Raw genomic sequence first — 20,990 nt, forward strand, 5'->3', positions numbered from 1 at the left:
GCTCAACGTATTCAGGTTAGCACATTCACGGTGGGATTGAAATGTTGTGAAACCCCCCGCACTTGCCCGCCGCCTTTGAGAATGGTTTCAATGGTTTCCTGCGCTTCCCGGGTCCATGTCTCTCCGGGCAGCACCACCGGGATTCCCGGCGGATAAGGAACCACCATCTCCACGGCGACCTTGCCCGCGGCTTCACTTAAGGGCACCGCCCGGAAAGACCGGCGGCGAAGTTCGCTCAGTGGCAGGCGGACTTTTTGCGTATCCGTTGCAAAAGCAAAGGAAACCTTGGCAGAGGAAGCAGGAATCCCTGCAAGAGATTGATCAATTTTTTTTAGAGCTTTCCACAGGATCTTTAAATCCTCCCGGGTGGTTCCCAGACCCAAAACCAACAATACGGACAACGGATCGGCCAATTCCGCATGAATGCCTTCCTGTTTCAGCCGATCGGCCAATTGGAATCCCGTTATTTTTCCATTGGCCGTCAAGGTGAATTTCAATGGATCATCCGCTTTTAGCTCAGACAAAGATTGAAGAGATTGGATATTTCCCCGGAAATATTCCAGATCGGTTAACAAACGGTCCAAGAGCCTTTCCCCTTCTGTCGCCATAAGACGGCGTGTCACATCCAAGGAGGCCATCAGTGGATAAGAAGGACTGCTTGATTCGATCACCCGCAGCCAGTGACGCACTTCGTCAGGGGAAACCCTTTGGCCTTGCAAGTGTAACATGGACGACATGGTCATGGAAGGCAACATCTTATGGGTGGACTGAACAGCAATATCCGCTCCCAAATCCATGGCAGACTGCGGCAGTGCTTTGTGAAATCCAAAGTGCGCCCCATGGGCTTCATCCACGATGAGCGGAACCCGATGCCGGTGGCAAACCTGCGCAATTTCCCGGACCGGTTGAACCCTGCCATAGTAGGACGGACTGGTCAGGACCACCGCTTTCACCGAATCATCTTCCTTTAAAATCCGTTCAATTTCCCGGGGGGAAACCGGCTTTTCCACTCCGCATTCATCAAAACCGGTCTTCAAATAAACAGGCTTGGCTCCTGCCAACATGCAGCCGTGAAACACAGATTGATGGCTGCTTCGCTGCACAATCACCGAACCCCCGGATGGACAACATGCCAAAATCGCAGCCAAGTTGCCGGCGGTCGTCCCCCCCACCAAAAAATAAGTCGTTGTTGCCCGAAAAGCTTCCGCCGCCAGCTGCTGGGCTTCTTTAATGACTCCCGTCGGCTGGTGTAAATCATCCAGCTGCCCCACTTCCGTCAAATCCATGGATAAAAGAGGATGAAACCATTCCAATGCTTCCCGGTCAAACATTTGCCCCTGTTTATGGCCCGGCACATGGAAATTGATCCACTTTCGTGCCACATGTTCTTTTAATGCATCAAATATTGGCGCTCTCGTCTGATCCAAATTTTTTCTCCCTCCGTTTACAAGAAAAAAGACTTGAACATTCAAGTCTCAACGGTTTTCGCTCTTTTTCTTTTTCTCTGCAACAAAATCTCCGTCCAATTGAACGATCCGTCCGGTGAAAAGGACATGGTTTTGAAAGAAACCGCTTTGGGTCTTGAAAAAACGGCATCCACCCAAACCACCGGCAATCGGTGCTTCCCTTGAGGACCAACGCGCCCTGATCCCTTTTTCGTTTCTGTTGCATCAGATCGTTGCTTTGCCCATTAGATCCAGTTTCATGACAACCGCCCCATGACCATGGAATCACCGGTTCATTTCAATTCATCGCCAAACCCACTTCGTCTTATTATACCAATAACAGACGGACTCCATAAGTTTTTGGCAGCCATCTTTTAAGTTTGGCAACCATCTTTTCCGGCGTTTTTTCGCCCCTTCGTCTTTGTCTTTTTCCTGCCGATGATTCAACGATCTTTGTATCATTCATCCACAGAAAAAAGGTGATCCATCCCGCCTTCCGGTAGGGATTCCTTCCACCGGAACCGATCCCCAACCGGATGAAATCTTATCCGTGCAATTCTTTTTCTGCGTCCTGATGGATTAAAAAGCGCATTCTCCAAACCAGATATGTATACAAAATATGATTGGAATCGGATTCAATAATTTCTTTTTCACAATCATCACAAAGAAAACGATTTAATATATTGATGCCACGTTCCCTTTTTTGCCGGCAAACAATGCACTCCTTTTTCTCATGCATGCAAATCCCCTGCCTCTTTCCTTCTTTGCCATTATTTTCGCCACATTCGCCAATATTTAAACAGTTATGCAAAAAGAACCGGCCAAGCGCCGCGATGATTCCCCGCTTCGCATTTCCTTTCTTCTATTACTATCAAAGCTTCCCCGAAAAAATGTGTATTTGCTAATTTAACCCGTGAAAAAAGAACTTATGCACGATCCCAATACACATCGGATGAAATTCCTGATTGACCATAAAAGACATCATCATCTGAAAGACGTGACATCAAAAACGTGAAGTCATCTTTCTTATTTTTTCTTTCATCCCGGGGCCACCTGACCAAAGAAACCCTATTCGGATCCAATATCAGTCTGCAGTAAAGATCCACAAAATCAAATGGAATCCAAATAATTTGCGAAGCAAAAAACTTGCCACATAAAGCAAAAACCCTCTTAAGCAATTTGCTTAAGAGGGTTCAGGATGTTTGATTGCCTGGCAACGACCTACTCTCCCAGGGGTCATCCCCAAGTACCATCGGCGCTGGAGGGCTTAACTTCCGTGTTCGGGATGGGAACGGGTGGATCCCCTCCGCTATGGTCACCAGACAAAGATGTCATGGACACACCCTGAAAATGAGGATGGAAGAAGCAATGCAACCGTGAGAAGTAGTAGGGAAAGCCCTCGACCGATTCGTATCCGTCAGCTGAACACATTGCTGTGCTTACACCCCGGACCGATCTACCTTGTCATCTACAAGGGGTCTTACTTCCACGAAGGGAATGGGAAATCTCATCTTGAGGGGGGCTTCGCGCTTAGATGCTTTCAGCGCTTATCCCTTCCGCACTTGGCTACCCAGCGGTGCTCCTGGCGGAACAACTGGTACACCAGAGGTGCGTCCATCCCGGTCCTCTCGTACTAAGGACAGCTCCTCTCAAATTTCCTGCGCCCGCGACAGATAGGGACCGAACTGTCTCACGACGTTCTGAACCCAGCTCGCGTACCGCTTTAATGGGCGAACAGCCCAACCCTTGGGACCTACTTCAGCCCCAGGATGCGATGAGCCGACATCGAGGTGCCAAACCTCCCCGTCGATGTGGACTCTTGGGGGAGATAAGCCTGTTATCCCCGGGGTAGCTTTTATCCGTTGAGCGATGGCCCATCCACACGGAACCACCGGATCACTAAGTCCGACTTTCGTCCCTGCTCGACTTGTAGGTCTCGCAGTCAAGCTCCCTTCTGCCTTTGCACTCTGAGGGCGCGATTTCCAACCGCGCTGAGGGAACCTTGGAGCGCCTCCGTTACCTTTTAGGAGGCGACCGCCCCAGTCAAACTGCCCACCTGACACGGTCCTCCCGCCGGATGACGGCGGCGAGTTAGAACCCCGATACGGCCAGAGTGGTATCCCACCGGCGTCTCCACCGAAGCTGGCGCTCCGGCTTCGCAGACTCCCACCTATCCTGTACAAGCCGTACCCGGATTCAATATCAGGCTGCAGTAAAGCTCCACGGGGTCTTTCCGTCTTGTCGCGGGTAACCAGCATCTTCACTGGTAGTACAATTTCACCGGGTCTCTCGTTGAGACAGCGCCCAGATCGTTACGCCTTTCGTGCGGGTCGGAACTTACCCGACAAGGAATTTCGCTACCTTAGGACCGTTATAGTTACGGCCGCCGTTTACTGGGGCTTCGGTTCAGAGCTTCGCGTGAGCTAACTCTTCCCCTTAACCTTCCAGCACCGGGCAGGCGTCAGCCCCTATACTTCGCCTTGCGGCTTTGCAGAGACCTGTGTTTTTGCTAAACAGTCGCCTGGGCCTCTTCACTGCGGCCCCCTCGGGCCCGAAGACCCTAACGGGGCACCCCTTCTCCCGAAGTTACGGGGTCATTTTGCCGAGTTCCTTAACGAGAGTTCTCCCGAGCACCTTAGGATTCTCTCCTCGCCTACCTGTGTCGGTTTGCGGTACGGGCACCTTGTTCCTCCTTAGAGGCTTTTCTTGGCAGTGTGAGATCAAGAACTTCGGTACTGAAACTTCCCTCGCCATCACAGCCTGGCCTTAAGAAGAGACGGATTTGCCTGTCTCTTCAGCCTCACTGCTTGGACGCGCACAACCAGTCGCGCGATTCTCTACCCTCCTGCGTCCCCCCGTCGTCAACGGAACAAGGTGGTACAGGAATCTCAACCTGTTGTCCATCGCCTACGCCTTTCGGCCTCGGCTTAGGTCCCGACTAACCCTGAGCGGACGAACCTTCCTCAGGAAACCTTAGGCTTTCGGTGGAAGGGATTCTCACCCTTCTTTTCGCTACTCATACCGGCATTCTCACTTCCAAACGCTCCACCGCTTCTCACGAAGCAGCTTCGCTGCTGTTTGGAACGCTCCCCTACCATGTCCGAAGGACATCCGCAGCTTCGGTGAACCGTTTAGCCCCGTTACATTTTCGGCGCAGAGTCACTTGACCAGTGAGCTATTACGCACTCTTTGAATGATGGCTGCTTCTAAGCCAACATCCTGGTTGTCTGGGCAACTCCACATCCTTTGCCACTTAACGGTTACTTTGGGACCTTAGCTGGCGGTCTGGGCTGTTTCCCTCTCGACCACGGATCTTAGCACTCGTAGTCTGACTCCCGGAGGACGAGTCTGTGGCATTCGGAGTTTAACTGAGTTCGGTAACCCTGTGGGGGCCCCTAGCCCAATCAGTGCTCTACCTCCACGACTCCTCTCCGAGGCTAGCCCTAAAGCTATTTCGGGGAGAACCAGCTATCTCCGGGTTCGATTGGCATTTCACCCCTACCCACACCTCATCCTATGGTTTTTCAACACCAACAGGTTCGGGCCTCCATTCCGTGTTACCGGAACTTCACCCTGGACATGGGTAGATCACCCGGTTTCGGGTCGACGGCCACGTACTCATTCGCCCTGTTCAGACTCGCTTTCGCTGCGGCTCCGGCTTCTCACCTTAACCTCGCACGTAACCGTCACTCGCCGGTTCATTCTACAAAAGGCACGCCGTCATCCCTTTAAAAGGACTCCGACTGATTGTAAGCACACGGTTTCAGGTTCTCTTTCACTCCCCTCCCGGGGTGCTTTTCACCTTTCCCTCACGGTACTGGTTCACTATCGGTCGCCAGGGAGTATTTAGCCTTGGGAGGTGGTCCTCCCTGCTTCCCACGGGGTTTCACGTGTCCCGCGGTACTCAGGATCCGTCTCGGAGGGTGACCGATTTCGATTACAGGGCTGTTACCTTCTTTGGCGGGCCTTTCCAGAACCACTTCATCTATCCGTCACCTTTGTGACTCCGTGTGAGACGTCCTACAACCCCGGTTGGCAAAGCCAACCGGTTTGGGCTGTTCCCGTTTCGCTCGCCGCTACTCAGGGAATCGCGTTTGCTTTCTCTTCCTCAGGGTACTAAGATGTTTCAGTTCCCCTGGTATGCCCCCGTCCATCCTATGGATTCAGATGGCGGTGCCAGCTCTTCAAGCTGGCGGGTTCCCCCATTCGGACATCCCCGGATCAACGCTCACTTACAGCTCCCCGGGGCATATCGGTGTTCGTCCCGTCCTTCATCGGCTCCTGGCGCCAAGGCATCCACCGTGTGCCCTTAGTAGCTTACCCTACTGGCTCTCTTGGAGATTACTTCTCCCGGTGATTGCAACTTGACAAGCGACGTGTGAAGATTCTCGTCAAACGAGCCTCTTCAACCTCGTCTTGCTTCTTCCATATCTCATTTTCAAGGTGCGTCATGGTGGAGCTAAGCGGATTCGAACCGCTGACCCCCTGCTTGCAAGGCAGGTGCTCTCCCAGCTGAGCTATAGCCCCACATTAAGAAGGTGGTGGGCCTAAGTGGACTTGAACCACTGACCTCACGCTTATCAGGCGTGCGCTCTAACCAACTGAGCTATAGGCCCGTGTATTCCTTCAAAACTAAAGAGTGCGAGACATGACTCTTTGAAAGAAGAAACGTTTTTGCTCGAAATGAGCTCCTTAGAAAGGAGGTGATCCATCCCCACCTTCCGGTAGGGATACCTTGTTACGACTTCACCCCAATCATCTGCCCCACCTTCGGCGGCTGGCTCCTAAAAGGTTGCCTCACCGACTTCGGGTGTTGCAAACTCTCGTGGTGTGACGGGCGGTGTGTACAAGGCCCGGGAACGTATTCACCGCGGCATGCTGATCCGCGATTACTAGCGATTCCGGCTTCACGCAGGCGAGTTGCAGCCTGCGATCCGAACTGAGACTGGCTTTTTGGGATTGGCTCCCCCTCGCGGGTTCGCTGCCCTTTGTACCAGCCATTGTAGCACGTGTGTAGCCCAGGACATAAGGGGCATGATGATTTGACGTCATCCCCACCTTCCTCCGGCTTTCACCGGCTGTCTCGTTAGAGTGCCCATCCGAAATGCTGGCAACTAACGACAAGGGTTGCGCTCGTTGCGGGACTGAACCCAACATCTCACGACACGAGCTGACGACAACCATGCACCACCTGTCACCGCTGTCCCGAAGGAAACCTCCATCTCTGGAGGGGTCAGCGGGATGTCAAGCCCTGGTAAGGTTCTTCGCGTTGCTTCGAATTAAACCACATGCTCCACCGCTTGTGCGGGCCCCCGTCAATTCCTTTGAGTTTCAGCCTTGCGGCCGTACTCCCCAGGCGGAGTGCTTAATGGGTTACCTTCGGCACTGAGGGGCGTAGCCCCCCAACACCTAGCACTCATCGTTTACGGCGTGGACTACCAGGGTATCTAATCCTGTTTGCTCCCCACGCTTTCGCGCCTCAGCGTCAGTTACAGGCCAGAGAGCCGCCTTCGCCACTGGTGTTCCTCCCGATCTCTACGCATTCCACCGCTACACCGGGAATTCCGCTCCCCTCTCCTGCACTCAAGCTGACCAGTTTCAGGTGCCGCTCTGCGGTTGAGCCGCAGCCTTTCACACCTGACTTAATCAGCCGCCTGCGCGCGCTTTACGCCCAATAATTCCGGATAACGCTCGCCCCCTACGTATTACCGCGGCTGCTGGCACGTAGTTAGCCGGGGCTTTCTCCTTGAGTACCGTCAACCTTCCAGGCTGTTCGCCTGGAAGGAATTCTTCCTCAAGAACAGAGTTTTACAACCCGAAGGCCGTCCTCACTCACGCGGCGTTGCTCCGTCAGGCTTTCGCCCATTGCGGAAAATTCCCTACTGCTGCCTCCCGTAGGAGTCTGGGCCGTGTCTCAGTCCCAGTGTGGCCGATCACCCTCTCAGGTCGGCTACGCATCGTCGCCTTGGTGAGCCGTTACCTCACCAACCAGCTAATGCGCCGCGGGCCCATCCGCAAGTGACAGCCGAAGCCGCCTTTCCCCTTTTCCCCATGCGGGGAAAAGGACTATCCGGTATTAGCCCCGGTTTCCCGGAGTTATCCCGGTCTTGCGGGCAGGTTGCCCACGTGTTACTCACCCGTTCGCCGCTGGATCCTCATCCCGAAGGATGATTCTCCCGCTCGACTTGCATGTATTAGGCACGCCGCCAGCGTTCATCCTGAGCCAGGATCAAACTCTCCAAAAAAGTTTGATGTGAACTCTCAAGAATTAACGAGTCATGTCTTCACTCTTCAGTTTTCAAGGAACACTTCATTTCACTTTGTTTGTGCCGCTCTCTCGCGGCGACAAATATGATACTACCACCTTATTAGACATAAGTCAACACCTTTTTTCGATTTTTTTATAGCCCGATAAAAATTATTTTCACGGCCACCAGATAAGCGATTCCCGGAATCCCCAAACAGCCGGTGACAAACGCCGTCCAAAGATTAATCGGAATGTGGATTTGCACATATTGCCCCAGCAAGTTCAAAACAAACAAAACCAATGCCCCCACAGCGGTCGACAACACTCCTTTTCCCAACCACACCAGCGGCTTTTTCACCGACCGGTTGATCATCATAAAAAACACCACGCCCAACAAGCCGGCAGCCATCCACCATTGATATTCCAACAAACCCATCCCTCCCCGGATCATTTTTTTCGGAATCGGAATCAAGGCAAAAAGGCAAAACAGGAATGGAAACGGGAAACACATCCAAACGCAACCGGACATCCTTACAACCTCTGACACTCCTCCCCATGGATTCCGCTGCGACGCCTCCCAAAATAAAACCGGACACAATCTCCCCTTGATCGTTTTGACGTGGTCCGTTTCGTCCCATCCGGCATTTCGGCCTGCTCTTCTGGCAAAAATAAAAGCGACAGCTTCCCGGGAAGTGTCGCTTCCATTCTATGCACAAGGTTGTCTGTTTCATGACCAATTTTTATAACTCTTGTCTGCCTTCCAGCGCTTTGGCCAGGGTGACTTCATCCGCATATTCCAAATCCCCGCCGACCGGCAGTCCGTGGGCGATGCGCGTCACCTTCAACCCGAAAGGTTTGGTCAAACGGGACAAATACATTGCCGTCGCTTCCCCTTCAATGTTGGGATTGGTCGCCAGGATCAGCTCCTTGACTTTTTCGTCTTCCAACCGCTTCAACAGTCCGGGAATATTCAAATCATCAGGGCCGATTCCTTCAATGGGTGAAATCGCCCCGTTCAACACATGATACAAGCCATTATATTCACGAGTCCGTTCCATGGCGATCAAATCTTTGGTGTCCTGCACCACACAAATGGTGGACTGGTCCCGGTTTTTATCGGAACAGATATAACAAGGGTCCTGATCCGTGATATACCCGCATACGGAACAATGGCACAAATCCCGTTGTACCCGGACCAATGCTTTGGCCAAATCCAAAACGTCCTCTTCTTCCATGGTCAATACATAAAAAGCCAGCCGTTGAGCCGTTTTGGGGCCAATCCCCGGCAAGCGCATGAATCCCTCGATCAGTTTTGAGATTGGTTCAGGCACATACAACGTTCCCCACCTCTGGTCACTTTAAAATAGTCCGGGGATATTCAAACCGCCTGTGAATTTCCCTAAATCTTTGGCCACCAGCTCCTCGGCCTGTTTCATCGCTTCATTGATTGCAGCGGTGATCAAATCCTGCAACATTTCCACATCATCCGGATCCACAACTTCCGGGGAAATCTCAATCCCCAATAATTGCTTATGGCCGTTCATCCGCACTTTGACCACACCACCGCCGGCTGTTCCTTCCACTTCCTTTTTCTCCAGTTCTTGTTGGGCTTTCGCCATTTCCTGCTGCATTTTTTTCACTTGTTTCATCATCTGATTCATGTTCCGCATCCGTCATCGCCTCCTAAACTTTCGGTTCACTCTCATCGGAAACTTTGATGATTTCTTCGCCGAACAAATCCACGGCTTTTTTCACAATGTCTTCTTGCAAAGACTCCGGTTCCGGTTGCGGGCCGCTCTTGTTACCGGAAGCCGGAAGATTCTGTGCGGAAGCTTGTTTCTTCCAATCATCCAGCATCACGGTTTTCAGTTGCATCCGTTGCCCCGTCATCTGTGAAAGAATTCCTTCAATTAAAGACTTGTTGCTTTCCTTTTCCGTCGTTTCACGGTGAATTTTGCTTTTAAAAGCAACGATCACGGCATCATCGGTGGCTCCGACCGGTTCACCGTCAATCAACCAAGCATGAACCGTGATTTTTTCCTCTTTGACCCGTTGAAGCAATTCAGGCCAGATCTTTTTGATCCGGGCTCCTTGTTTCCCGGACAGCTTCTCCAACCATTGCCGGCTGAACGCCGGTTCGGAAGATTTGACAACCGGAGAAGACGGGCCTGGACGGTTCCCGGAGGCCGGGGAAGCTTCTTCCTTCACGGCCGCGGTGTTTTTTGCCTGGCGAATCCAACTTTCCAACTTTTCGATCCGCTCTTCCAGCCTTGCCACCAGATCCGGCTCCACATTTTTTGGATCGCTTCCAAAAACATCCGCCAAACGGACCAAGGCCATCTCCAATAACACGCGGGGATGGGTCACCCATTTCATCTGCTGTTCGGAATGAACCAACACATCCAGCATCCGGGAAAGACGTTGATGTGTCAACTCCCCTGCAACCTTTTCCACCGATTTCATCCACTGTGTTCTTCCTTCGTGCTCCATCAAAGAAGGTGCGGTTTTATACATCAACAAGTCCCGGCAAACATGGATGAAATCTTGAATCAACTTTTCCGGTTCCACGCCGCTTGCAATACACTCCTCCAGCTTTTGCAAGGCGGAAGGCATCTTCTGTCCGGCCAAATCAACGAAAATTGAAAGCACCATCTCCCTCGACGCACTTCCCGTCACGGCTTGCACCGCTTCAATGGTCAAGGAATCCCCACTGAAGGCCAGCGCTTGATCCAAGAGACTCAGCGCGTCCCGCAGTCCGCCGTCGGCGGTTTGCGCAATGGAGATCAAGGCTTCTTCATCAAAGGAAATATCCATCGACCGGCAGATCGTTTTTAAACGGTTCACGATCTTTTCAAAGGAAATGCGGCGAAAAGTAAATCGCTGACAGCGGGAAATGATCGTTGGAGGAAGTTTATGCGGCTCCGTGGTAGCCAGAATAAAAATCACGTGCTCCGGAGGTTCTTCCAATGTTTTCAACAGCGCATTAAATGCTTCTGTAGTCAACATATGAACCTCATCAATGATATACACCTTGTAACGGACTTCGGTCGGCGCATATTTCACCTTGTCGCGCAGATCACGGATCTCATCCACCCCCCGGTTGGATGCCGCGTCAATTTCGACCACATCCATCAGGGAACCTTCGGTGATGCGCCGGCAAGCTTCGCATTCATTGCAAGGCTCTTTGGCCGGACCGTGAACGCAGTTCACTGCTTTGGCCAAAATCTTTGCCGCGCTGGTCTTCCCCGTTCCGCGCGGTCCGTTAAACAAATAAGCATGGGTAAGGTGTTTTTCGCTTAATGCATTCATCAATGTTTTTGTCACATGTTCCTGACCGACTAAATCCTCAAAGCGTTGCGGTCTCCAAACGCGATACAATGCCCGATAGGACACACCCAACACTCCAACTTGTTCCCCCTCAACGGGGCATATTCATGGTCTTTACTATCATACTACACTGGAAACCTTTTTTCCAAAAGAAACAACCCACTGCCTGTGGGAAAAGATCCGTCGTCTTATCGGCAGTGGGTTTTATGTTTTGATAAGCGGCAAGCAGACTTTCACCTTGGTTCCTTTCGGTCCGGACTCAATTTTGATTTCTCCGTCAATCTCCCGCAAAATCTGACGGCAAATGGGAAGTCCCAGACCGGTTCCGTTCTCTTTGGTTGTAAAAAACGGTTCATATATTTTTTCCAAAACATGAGGTGGTATTCCGGGACCGGTATCCATGATCTCCACAACCACATGTTTTCTTTTTTCATATGTTTTGAGCCGAATCGTCAGCAGGCCGCCATCTTTCATTGCTTCAATCGCATTTTTGGAAATATTGAGAAAAACCTGTTTCAACAACTCCCCATCTGCTTCAATCATCGGAATCGTCGTCAGTTGCCGTTTGGTCACCACATCAATGTTATAAAGAAGTGCTTCGTTTTTGATGATGGGCAGGATATCGTTGAAGACCTTTGTCACATTCACGGATTGGACGTTTAAATGCCGTGGTTTGCTCAGCATCAAAAATTCCCCGACAAGGCTGCTGATCCGGCTGATCTCCCTTAACATGATATCGATATACCCGTGTTCTTTCTGCTGCCCGTTCTCCTTCATTTTGTGCCCGATCACCTGTAAAAAGCCCCGGATCGCCGTGAGGGGATTGCGTATTTCATGCGCGGTTCCGGCTGCAATCTGACCGATGGTCGCCAAACGGTTGTTTTGCTGAACCTGCTGCCTCAAAAGTTGCATCTCGGTTTGGTCCTCAATCATCAAAATTTGCCCTTTCAAGCCGCTTTCACTGTCTTCAAACGTGTGAAACCGCATCAGCAGGCACCGCGGTTCTTCCCCGTCCGGGCACCAGTCCAATTCCAGCTTCCGTTTCTCTTTGCGGGAATGCAAAATCGAAAACAACCGTTCCCTGTACTTTTTCGGCAACCCCAGCTGAATCACGGCATCCCGGAACGACCGGTACATCATCTTTGACTTTTCCAGCCCCAACAGCCTTGCTGCTGCTTGATTGATTTCCACGACATTCAACCGGTCATCAACCACGATAACTCCCAAGTGGATTTTTGAAATTAACTGGACGGCCAAACGCTCATAGGGTGTCACAGGATAAAATGTGTATAAATGGATTGACCCATCTCCATTTCCTGCTAACGCCTTTGTGTTCATATTCATCATCTTCGCACCGCCACATTAAAAGCTTCCCTTCTATCCTTCGTGCTTACTTTTTGCAACGAACGATTCATTGGAATCACATGAGATCCACAAGTGAACAACTTCTCCCATCACAACCGCAAACAACCGACATCAAAATGGGAAGTTCCCATCTTTTTTGACAACAACCTGCTGTGTACGGGCAACATGCCACAAATAATTCTACCTTTTTATTCGCTGTTTACCTTTTTCTTCCTTCTTTAAGAAAAAATTTTCCATTCAAAACCTAAAAAAAACACCTTGTGCCCAAGGTGCGTTTTTCAAAGATGTCTATGTACCGCGCACCTGTCTCCGACGTGTCTTGCCCGAGCGGCCCCTGAACCATCAGCTCAGACCAGGCACCCCTGCGGCACACGACCGGTCTCCCTTAGTGCTGCTTCCGTCAGGACCTGACACGGTTCGGAAGTGATCGTTGCGCAGGACCCGGTCATCAACACGGATGATCCAGACCAGCCTCGCACAAAGCACGCCTCGGACAGGCGTCAACCCCGTTATAGCGGATTACGGGTTACAGGGCACCGCTACCTCCCCGTCTAGCGCGGTGTATTCATCATAACACAAGCTTGGCGTCAGAATCAATGGCAGGATCAGGATTTCCCGGAACCTCCCTCCTCCATTGACAAACCTGTATAGACAGGAGTACAATTTGGTTAAATGAAAGGCTTTTCATTTTTTTATATTCCCTTTCCTGTATATACAGGCGACTGATTCCAACACGGGGATAGGAGGAAAATAATGGCGAAAGGTTTCTCTTTTGACTTTTTTCAACGTGTCGGCCGCTCCATGATGGCCGTGGTTCTCATTCTTCCGCTTGTTTCGATTTTGATGGGTCTGGGCGGTGTGATTTTAAATCCCAATGTTCAAGAATTGATTCCTTTCTTGAGCAGCAACGGCTGGCAAGTCACCGGGGAATTGATGCAACGGGCAGGACAAGCCGTTTTTAATAATCTTCCCGTCCTGTTCGCCGTGGCAATTGCCGTCACTTGGACAGGCAAAGGAATGGCTGGTTTCTCGGCACTGATTTCGTTCTTCATCATGCATACCACCCTCGGGGCGTTGATTGATATCACCGGAATCAACCTGAACGAAAAACTGCTGGGAACCGAACTTGGCATCGAAACCATGCAAATCGGTGTGTTCGGCGGGATCTTAATCGGTTTTTTGACCGCCTATCTTTACAATCGCTTTCATAAAGTGGAATTGCCCGATTCGATTTCCTTGTTCAGCGGAGAACGGCTGGTTCCCATTGTTTCTTCGTTCGGGGCCATCTTGTCTGCGGTGGTTCTTTACTTCATCTGGCCGCCGGTCGGAAACGGGATTTTTGTTTTGGGGAACTATATTGCCACCCATACCAACCCGTTGATTGTGGGGTTGTACGGCGGGATTGAAAAACTGCTCATCCCGTTCGGTTTGCATCATATTTACAACACCCCCTTGCTGTTCACGGATATCGGCGGCGCTTACACTTCGTTGGACGGCGCCCGCATCGTGGGGGACCAAAACGTTTATATTTCCCAAGTCATCGACAAACTGCGTGACCCGTCGATTGCCATTACCGGAGGCACCTACATCGCTGGGAAATTCATCCCGGTGATGTTCGGACTGCCGGCTGCGGGACTGGCCATCATTCACACGGCAAAACCGGGCAAAAAAACAAAAACCAAATCCTTGATCGTGGCGGCTGCCGTCACCGCTTTGTTGACCGGAATCACGGAACCGCTTGAATTCACATTCCTGTTTGTTGCCCCGGTGTTATATGCCATTCATGCTGTTTTGACCGCCATCGCTTTCGGGCTTGTCAATGCTTTGGGCATGCACGGCGGTTTTGCCGGCGGATCCGGGCTGATTGACTTCATCTTGTTCAATGTACTGCCCAACCACTCCAATGCATGGCTTGTCACCATCGGACTCGGCCTTGTCTTTGCGGTTATTTACTATTTCACGTTCCGGATTTTGATCCAAAAAATGAACCTGAAAACACCGGGACGTGAAGATGATAACGAAGAAACCCGTCTCCGCACCAAAGACGAGTTCCGCGAAAAAATCGGCATCCAATCCGGAAGCAAAGAAAAAGAAAGCACAAGCAGCCAAGCCGCTCTCATTTTGGAAGCTTTGGGCGGCAAAGATAACATTGTCAAACTGGACGCGTGCATCTCCCGCCTCCGGGTCGGGGTCAAAGAAATTGACAAAGTGGATGAAAACCGTCTGAAAGCATTGGGCGCCGCCGGTGTCATCAAAAAAGGCGACGGGATTCAGGCGGTGTTTGGAACGAAATCATCCATTATCAAGGAAGAAATCCAAGAGTTGATGTAGCTTACAAGGAGGTTTTTTTGTTGGCGGAATGGTGGAAAAAAGCTGTTGTCTACCAGATCTATCCAAAAAGCTTTTATGACACGACAGGGAGCGGAACAGGAGATTTAAGAGGAATCATTCAGAAGCTGGACTACCTGAAAAAGCTGGGGGTCGATGTTTTGTGGCTGACGCCGGTTTATGAATCCCCGCAAAACGACAACGGGTATGATATCAGCAATTATCACAAAATCCATGAAGAATACGGAACGATGGAGGATTTTAAAGAACTTCTCCATCAAGTGCACCAACGCGGCATGCGATTGATCATGGATATGGTGGTCAACCATACTTCCACCGAGCATGAATGGTTTCAAGCGTCCCGATCTTCCAAAGAAAGTCCGTACCGTTCGTATTACATCTGGAAAGACGGAAAGGACGGAAAGGAACCGAACAATTGGCAATCCAAATTCGGGGGTTCCGCTTGGAAACGGGACGAAAAAACCGGCCAATACTACTTGCACTTATTTGATGAAACCCAAGCGGATTTAAACTGGGAAAATCCGGAGCTGAGACAAAAAATTTACGAAATGATGCGTTGGTGGCTGGATCTGGGCGTGGACGGATTCCGGTTGGACGTGATCAACCTGATCTCCAAAGATCAGCGGTTCCCCGATGACGACGGATCCGTCCCTCCCGGGGACGGCCGCAAATTTTACACCGACGGGCCGCGCATCCACGAATTTATGCAGGAGATGAACCGGGAAGTCTTTTCCCGCTATGATATCATGACCGTAGGCGAAATGTCGTCCACGACCATCCCGCACTGCATTCAATACACCCGTCCGGACAACCGCGAGTTAAACATGGTTTTTCAATTCCATCATTTGAAAGTGGATTATCCGGACGGGAAGAAGTGGGAAACAGGCCAAATGGATTTTGAAGCATTAAAACGAATCCTTTCTTCCTGGCAGACGGAAATGCAAAAAGGCGGCGGCTGGAACACCTTGTTTTGGTGCAACCATGATCAGCCGCGGGTGGTTTCCCGCTACGGCAATGACGGACCATACCACAAAGAATCGGCCAAAATGTTGGCCACCGCCATGTATTTGATGCATGGAACCCCGTTTATTTTCCAAGGGGAAGAAATCGGCATGACCAACCCGGATTTTACGTCCATCGACGAGTACCGGGATGTCGAAACAAGGAATATGTATCACATTTTGCGGGAGCAGGGGAAAACCGAGGAAGAAGTGATGCGGATCATCCGGCAAAAATCCCGTGACAACGCGCGCACCCCGATGCAATGGACAGCGGGGAAACACGGGGGCTTCACCCAAGGGACCCCTTGGATTCCCATTGCACCGAATTACCGGCAAATCAACGTGGAACAAGCCTTAAAGGACAACAACTCCATTTTTCATCATTACAAACGTCTCATTCAGCTGCGAAAAGAGCACGATGTCTTGATCAACGGCACTTTTGAACCCGTTCAATTGGATCACCCGGATGTCTTTTCTTATCTGAGGTACGGCCGGAATGAAAAATGGCTCGTCATCAATAATTTCTTTGCTCATTCCACCCGTTGGCATCTGCCGTCTTCCCATGTGCCGGAAGACTGGAAAGGAGAATTGGTGCTCTCCAACTATCCGGATGCGCCGGACCATTTCCGGGAAATGACATTGCGTCCTTACGAATCCCTTGTTTTCCGTTTAACGAAAACCAATCATTGAGGGGAAACAAAGTGGGAAACATTTATCTGACCATTTACCATGAACTTGCCGAACAAATCGAAAAAGGAAAGTTAAAACCCGGAGGGAAACTTCCCTCCGAACATGATCTTTCCAAACAATACCAAACCTCTCGTGAAACGGTGCGAAAGGCACTGAACTTGTTGTCCCAAAACGGCTATATCCAAAAAATCAAAGGCAAAGGATCTTTTGTGTTGGGAATTCACCGGTACGACTTTCCGGTTTCGGGATTGGTCGGTTTCAAAGAATTGTTCTCCAAATTAAATAAACAATGGAAGACCCATGTGAAGAAATTGGAATTAAAACCGGCGGATCCGACAATCCACGCGGAACTTGGGTTAAAGCGCAAGGAACCGGTTTGGGAAGTTGTCCGGATCCGTGAAGTGGACGGGGAAAAAATCATTTTGGACAAGGATTACTTCCGACAGGCTTATGTTCCCGAGTTGACCAAAGAAGTCTGCCAAGATTCCATTTATGAATATCTGGAAAAACAGTGCGGGCTTTCCATCAGCTTTGCCAAAAAAGTCATCACCATCGAACCCATTACGGAAGAAGACCGGAACTTCCTTGACCATCAAAAAGAGCCTTATGTGGCGGTGGTCCGAAATTATGTCTTTTTGGAGGACAACACGCTTTTTCAATACACGGAATCCCGCCATCTGCCGGAAAAATTCCGTTTTGTCGACTTTGCAAGGCGTCATTAAAAAATCTGCCCGCGAGGACAGAAAATCAAAAACGGGTCCGAATAATAATATGAGACCCGAGACCTTCTCGCATCCGTCTGTGCTGCAGCAGGCGGGTTCATTATAACCCAATCCCTTTTTCACAGCGTTTTCCTACGTGTTTAGCCACTCCTCACCGGAGTGGCTTTTTGTCATTTTCCGTATCTTGTTTGGATCTTCGTCAACATTTCCCGAACCGGTCCTTCATACACCGGATCGTAATCATGTCTTTCCTTTTTCCGTCCGTCACCAACCACTTCTTTGACCCGCGATACAAACCGGTCAACGGTCAGATCCTGGTTCCATTCGGACAAGGCAGCCATTTTGCCGGGTTCCACTTTGGGGAAATCCGCGCTGAAATCGCCGCCTGACGCCAAATCATAAAATTGTTTCGCTTTCTTTCCTCTTTCCTTTCCGTTTCCTTCCACCAGAACAAATGCCTGAATCACAAAGGCCCGGATCTGTCTCCGCTGGGCAATGCCGCAAAACTTCCGCCCGTCAATGCTTAAATCATAATCCCCCGGGCAGTAGGATCCTTCGATTTCCCCTTTTTCAACGGGGGGAACCAAAGGTTTTAAACACTCCCGCATCAGCTGATACATGATTTCAAAGTCTTGTTTGATTTCCACTTTTCCCCTTGGTGAAGGCAAAATCAAAGAAAGATTGACCACCCCCGGATCCAAAGGAACAGCGGCTCCCCCGGAATTTCGGACTCCCACACGGGAACCAAGTGATTCCAACCAACCGATCGCTTTTTCAGCATGAGGCAATTTCCGGTCCCGGATTCCCAGGATAAAAGCATTTTGATGCCGCCAAATATGAAGCACCGGGGGAAGATGGCCGCTTCCCACTTCCTTGCAAAGAATTTCATCCACCGCAAATGGATATAAAGCCTGGCCGGTTAATAAACCGGCAGAGGTATCGATGATTTCCCGAACCTTTTTGTACGCATTTTGTCCCATTCGCTCGTACTCCTTTTTCTTTCAACCAAAATACCATGCTTCCCATTCATGCACAGCATTCCGGTTCCCTTCGGTTATCGTTCCATCCAAATCCAACCAGCCAAAAGTATAGCCCATTCCTCCTTCCGGCGCCATGGGAAGAATGACCATCCTGAATAATCCGCATGAAGTGCCCGTCCGTGAACCTCTTTTCAACCAAGGGATAAAACCGGCAACCGATGGGAACACTAATAAAAAACCACCCTGCATTTCACAGGGCGGTGCATTCCGGGACTTCGTTTACCGGTTGGATTCCTTATCTTGATTCAATTGCTTATGCATCGAACGAAGAACTTCCCGGTATTCTTGGTCACTGTACCGGTCGGGATCCCGGGGCGGCTCTTCTTTCGTTTCCGTATCTGTTTGTTTTTTCAAGCTTCTGCGCAAGGCTTCCCGATACTCATCATCGGTCATGGTGTATCCGGAGGAATCCGTTTCTTTCCCGGTCACTTTTTTCGCCGGAGATTCATTGTTTTGAGGCGCTTCTTTTTGGGACGGGACCTCCGCGGTTCCCGCCTGCTCTTCTTCCTCAACATTTTTCCCGGCACGGGAATTGATGGCATACAACACTATTCCGCCAAGAACAATGAGCGCCCCGTAAAAAAGAATCAAAAAAGTCAATCGACTCCCCCCTTTTGTTCCGGGTTTAAAGCATATCAACTTTTTACTTCAACTTTTTCGCAACGTTGGCCACACGGCGTCCCAATGCTCTTCCGAGTGACAAGTCATTTTCGCCCGGTGAATCTTCTTCCCCATCCGTGACCGGACAAGTCACAGACAATCCGTAATAAGAGCCCAACATGACATTTTCCGGCAAATTACTCGGCAGTCCGACAATAATCATTCCATTATGAAGCATCGGCGTAATCAAATTCCACAATGTCATTTCCGCACCGCCGTGCAGGGTTGCGGTCGTGCAGAAAACCGCTCCCACTTTTCCAATCAATTTTCCGTTCGCCCACAGATGTCCCAAACGGTCAATCCATGACTTCAATCCGGAACTGATTGTTCCGAAATGGCCGGGGCATCCCCAGATGATCGCATCCACATCGTTTAACTCCCGCACATCGGCTTCATTGACGTGACGGAGGATCACCTCCGCCCCTTCCACTTCGCGTGCGCCCTCTGCAATCGATGCGGCCACTTTTTCCGTATGTCCGCTTTCACTGTCATATACCACATAAATCTTCATGAATCACTTCTCTCCCTTCCACGACATTCCGAGTAATTTCAGGAACCATTCAACCGGATACTTTCTTGTCTTTCCGCACATCCCGCAAGAAGAAACTCAAAATCAAACCAATAAACGCAAAAACGGTGGCCCAAACAAAAGCATCATTGATTCCCAAAACTGAAGCATGTTGGGCAGCTTGCCCGTACAATGTGCTGGTCATCAAACTTTGTGCTTGTTCCGCCGGCAAGCCGACAGCTTGGGCAAAACCGCTCAGTGCCGAATAAAAATGATCGCTGTAAGCCGGATCCATCATATTGGCTTGATCCGCCAGTTTCCCTAAATGATATTGGGTGCGGATGGAAAAGATCGTCGTAAACACACTGATTCCAAGTGATCCGGCGATTTGCCGTGATGTGTTGGCCATCGCCGTGCCGTGACCGTTCATCTCTTCCGGCAATTGGTTCAAACCGGCCGTCATAATCGGCATCATCAACAGGGACATTCCGAAAGAACGGATCATATAGATGATCAAGATCCAAGTATAACTGGTTTCCAGGGTTAAATGCGTAAATTCATAAGTGGTCACCGTGGTGATCAACAGCCCGATCACCGCCAGAGGACGGGGACCCACTTTATCAAACAACACACCGGAAATCGGGGACATCAACCCCATGATAATCGCTCCCGGCAGCAGCAATAACCCGGATTCGAAAGCGGTAAAGCCGCGCAGGTTTTGCAAGTAAATCGGAATCAAAAACATGCCCGCAAACATGGCAATGGTGATAATCGCATTAATCACGCTCGACAGGGTAAACATATCAAATTTAAACACGGAAAAATCGAGCAACGGTTTTTTCGAACGAACTTGCAACAGCACAAACACATAAAGGAAGAACACACCCAGCACAAGGGTGGAAACCACCACCGGATCATCCCAGTCTTTGTTCCCGGCTTCACTCAATCCGTACAGCAACAGACCGACGCCGAGCGAAGAGGTGACGGCCCCCCAAAAATCAAATTGCGGCTTGGTCTCTTTTCTCAAACCATCTTTTAAAAGGAAGAATGCAAAACCAATGACGATCAGACCAAGCGGCACCATCCCGTTAAACAAAATGCGCCAATCGTAATGTTCAATGACCCATCCTGACAACGTGGGACCAATGGCCGGGGCAAAAATCATCCCGAGCCCGAACAGCCCCATTCCTTTTCCGCGCGCCTCCGGCGGGAAAATATGAAGGGTCACCACCATCACCAGCGGCATCAGGATTCCGGCACCAACCGCCTGAATCAGACGACCGATCAACATCATGGAAAACGTGGCGGCCAGCCCGCAGATGAGTGAACCTGCTGTGAAAAACACCATCGAAGCGATGAAAAGCCGCCGGATTCCGTAACGGTCAACCAAATAAGCGGAGAAGGGAATCAAAATCCCGTTGACCAACATATAACCAGTGAGCAACCATTGTGCCGTGCTTGCCGTCACATTGAATTCATTAATCAAACTGGGAATGGCCACATTGAGCAAAGTCTGGTTCAATACCGCCAAAAACATTCCCAGCATAATCACGATCATCAGCGGCAAATGCTGTCGGAATCCGCCGCCGTCCGCTGTATTTTGATTCGCACTCATTCTTTTCCTCCTTTCCTGACA

The 20,990-nt window shown here is 50.4% G+C and carries 14 protein-coding genes, 2 tRNA genes, 3 rRNA genes and 1 other RNA gene; 3 read left to right on the forward strand and 17 right to left on the reverse strand.

Going from position 1 to position 20,990, the window contains the following annotated elements; translation table 11 throughout:
- Nucleotides 1-11 precede the first annotated feature (11 nt).
- The 13 genes from NYE37_RS00770 to ffs all read right to left on the reverse strand — a co-directional run bounded on the left by NYE37_RS00770 (nt 12) and on the right by ffs (nt 12,944).
- Nucleotides 12-1,427 (reverse strand): aminotransferase class I/II-fold pyridoxal phosphate-dependent enzyme, encoded by a 1,416-nt coding sequence (locus tag NYE37_RS00770; RefSeq protein ID WP_165489721.1) that lies wholly within the window; start codon nt 1,425-1,427, stop codon nt 12-14.
- A 562-nt stretch (nt 1,428-1,989) separates the two neighbouring features.
- Nucleotides 1,990-2,184, reverse strand: a complete 195-nt coding sequence (locus tag NYE37_RS00775; RefSeq protein ID WP_049720795.1) for a sigma factor G inhibitor Gin — start codon at nt 2,182-2,184, stop codon at nt 1,990-1,992.
- A 469-nt stretch (nt 2,185-2,653) separates the two neighbouring features.
- Nucleotides 2,654-2,768 (reverse strand): 5S ribosomal RNA (rrf, locus tag NYE37_RS00780).
- Nucleotides 2,769-2,832: 64 nt separating this feature from the next.
- Nucleotides 2,833-5,768, reverse strand: a 23S ribosomal RNA gene (locus NYE37_RS00785).
- 128 nt (nt 5,769-5,896) lie between these two features.
- Nucleotides 5,897-5,972 (reverse strand) — tRNA-Ala (locus NYE37_RS00790).
- A 12-nt stretch (nt 5,973-5,984) separates the two neighbouring features.
- Nucleotides 5,985-6,061 (reverse strand) — tRNA-Ile (locus NYE37_RS00795).
- A gap of 80 nt (nt 6,062-6,141) precedes the next feature.
- Nucleotides 6,142-7,690, reverse strand: a 16S ribosomal RNA gene (locus tag NYE37_RS00800).
- The 16S, 23S and 5S rRNA genes sit together here with 2 tRNA genes alongside, the layout of an rRNA operon.
- 156 nt (nt 7,691-7,846) lie before the next feature.
- Complete coding sequence (locus NYE37_RS00805) at nt 7,847-8,122, reverse strand: pro-sigmaK processing inhibitor BofA family protein (RefSeq protein WP_165489722.1); 276 nt, start codon at nt 8,120-8,122, stop codon at nt 7,847-7,849.
- Nucleotides 8,123-8,432: 310 nt separating this feature from the next.
- The gene (recR, locus tag NYE37_RS00810; RefSeq protein ID WP_037996544.1) at nt 8,433-9,029 is read right to left on the reverse strand and encodes a recombination mediator RecR; all 597 of its coding nucleotides are present in this window, start codon (nt 9,027-9,029) and stop codon (nt 8,433-8,435) included.
- Between the two features lie 21 nt (nt 9,030-9,050).
- On the reverse strand, nt 9,051-9,362 hold the full coding sequence (locus tag NYE37_RS00815) for a YbaB/EbfC family nucleoid-associated protein (RefSeq protein ID WP_037996542.1): 312 nt from the start codon (nt 9,360-9,362) through the stop codon (nt 9,051-9,053).
- Between the two features lie 13 nt (nt 9,363-9,375).
- Nucleotides 9,376-11,085, reverse strand: coding sequence for a DNA polymerase III subunit gamma/tau (gene dnaX, locus NYE37_RS00820; RefSeq protein ID WP_037996555.1), 1,710 nt, complete (start codon nt 11,083-11,085; stop codon nt 9,376-9,378).
- A 138-nt stretch (nt 11,086-11,223) separates the two neighbouring features.
- Nucleotides 11,224-12,366, reverse strand: coding sequence for a two-component system sensor histidine kinase NtrB (locus tag NYE37_RS00825; protein WP_049720789.1), 1,143 nt, complete (start codon nt 12,364-12,366; stop codon nt 11,224-11,226).
- A gap of 313 nt (nt 12,367-12,679) precedes the next feature.
- An RNA gene (ffs, locus tag NYE37_RS00830) (signal recognition particle sRNA large type) lies at nt 12,680-12,944 on the reverse strand.
- A 193-nt stretch (nt 12,945-13,137) separates the two neighbouring features.
- On the opposite strand from ffs, the gene NYE37_RS00835 reads away from it, so the two are divergent.
- The 3 genes from NYE37_RS00835 to treR are packed head-to-tail and all read left to right on the forward strand — an operon-like array spanning nt 13,138 to nt 17,146.
- A complete protein-coding gene (locus NYE37_RS00835) occupies nt 13,138-14,715 on the forward strand; it encodes a PTS transporter subunit EIIC (RefSeq protein ID WP_138614818.1) in 1,578 nt (525 codons plus the stop codon).
- A 17-nt stretch (nt 14,716-14,732) separates the two neighbouring features.
- Complete coding sequence (gene treC / locus NYE37_RS00840) at nt 14,733-16,424, forward strand: alpha,alpha-phosphotrehalase (RefSeq protein WP_084712962.1); 1,692 nt, start codon at nt 14,733-14,735, stop codon at nt 16,422-16,424.
- Nucleotides 16,425-16,435: 11 nt separating this feature from the next.
- The gene (treR, locus tag NYE37_RS00845; protein WP_121874259.1) at nt 16,436-17,146 is read left to right on the forward strand and encodes a trehalose operon repressor; all 711 of its coding nucleotides are present in this window, start codon (nt 16,436-16,438) and stop codon (nt 17,144-17,146) included.
- Between the two features lie 170 nt (nt 17,147-17,316).
- On the opposite strand, the gene NYE37_RS00850 is transcribed toward treR, so the two are convergent.
- The 4 genes from NYE37_RS00850 to NYE37_RS00865 all read right to left on the reverse strand — a co-directional run bounded on the left by NYE37_RS00850 (nt 17,317) and on the right by NYE37_RS00865 (nt 20,969).
- Nucleotides 17,317-18,126 carry a lipoate--protein ligase family protein gene (locus tag NYE37_RS00850; RefSeq protein WP_037996535.1) on the reverse strand — a complete coding sequence of 270 codons (810 nt, stop codon included), beginning with the start codon at nt 18,124-18,126 and terminating at the stop codon, nt 17,317-17,319.
- Between the two features lie 279 nt (nt 18,127-18,405).
- Nucleotides 18,406-18,786, reverse strand: a complete 381-nt coding sequence (locus NYE37_RS00855; protein WP_037996534.1) for a hypothetical protein — start codon at nt 18,784-18,786, stop codon at nt 18,406-18,408.
- 43 nt (nt 18,787-18,829) lie between these two features.
- Complete coding sequence (locus tag NYE37_RS00860) at nt 18,830-19,357, reverse strand: NAD(P)H-dependent oxidoreductase (RefSeq protein ID WP_037996532.1); 528 nt, start codon at nt 19,355-19,357, stop codon at nt 18,830-18,832.
- A gap of 49 nt (nt 19,358-19,406) precedes the next feature.
- Nucleotides 19,407-20,969 (reverse strand): DHA2 family efflux MFS transporter permease subunit, encoded by a 1,563-nt coding sequence (locus tag NYE37_RS00865; RefSeq protein WP_049720783.1) that lies wholly within the window; start codon nt 20,967-20,969, stop codon nt 19,407-19,409.
- Between the last annotated feature and the right edge of the window lie 21 nt (nt 20,970-20,990).

Origin of the sequence: Thermoactinomyces sp. FSL K6-2592 (genome assembly GCF_038006465.1) — a bacterium.
Lineage (GTDB): Bacteria > Bacillota > Bacilli > Thermoactinomycetales > Thermoactinomycetaceae > Thermoactinomyces > Thermoactinomyces vulgaris.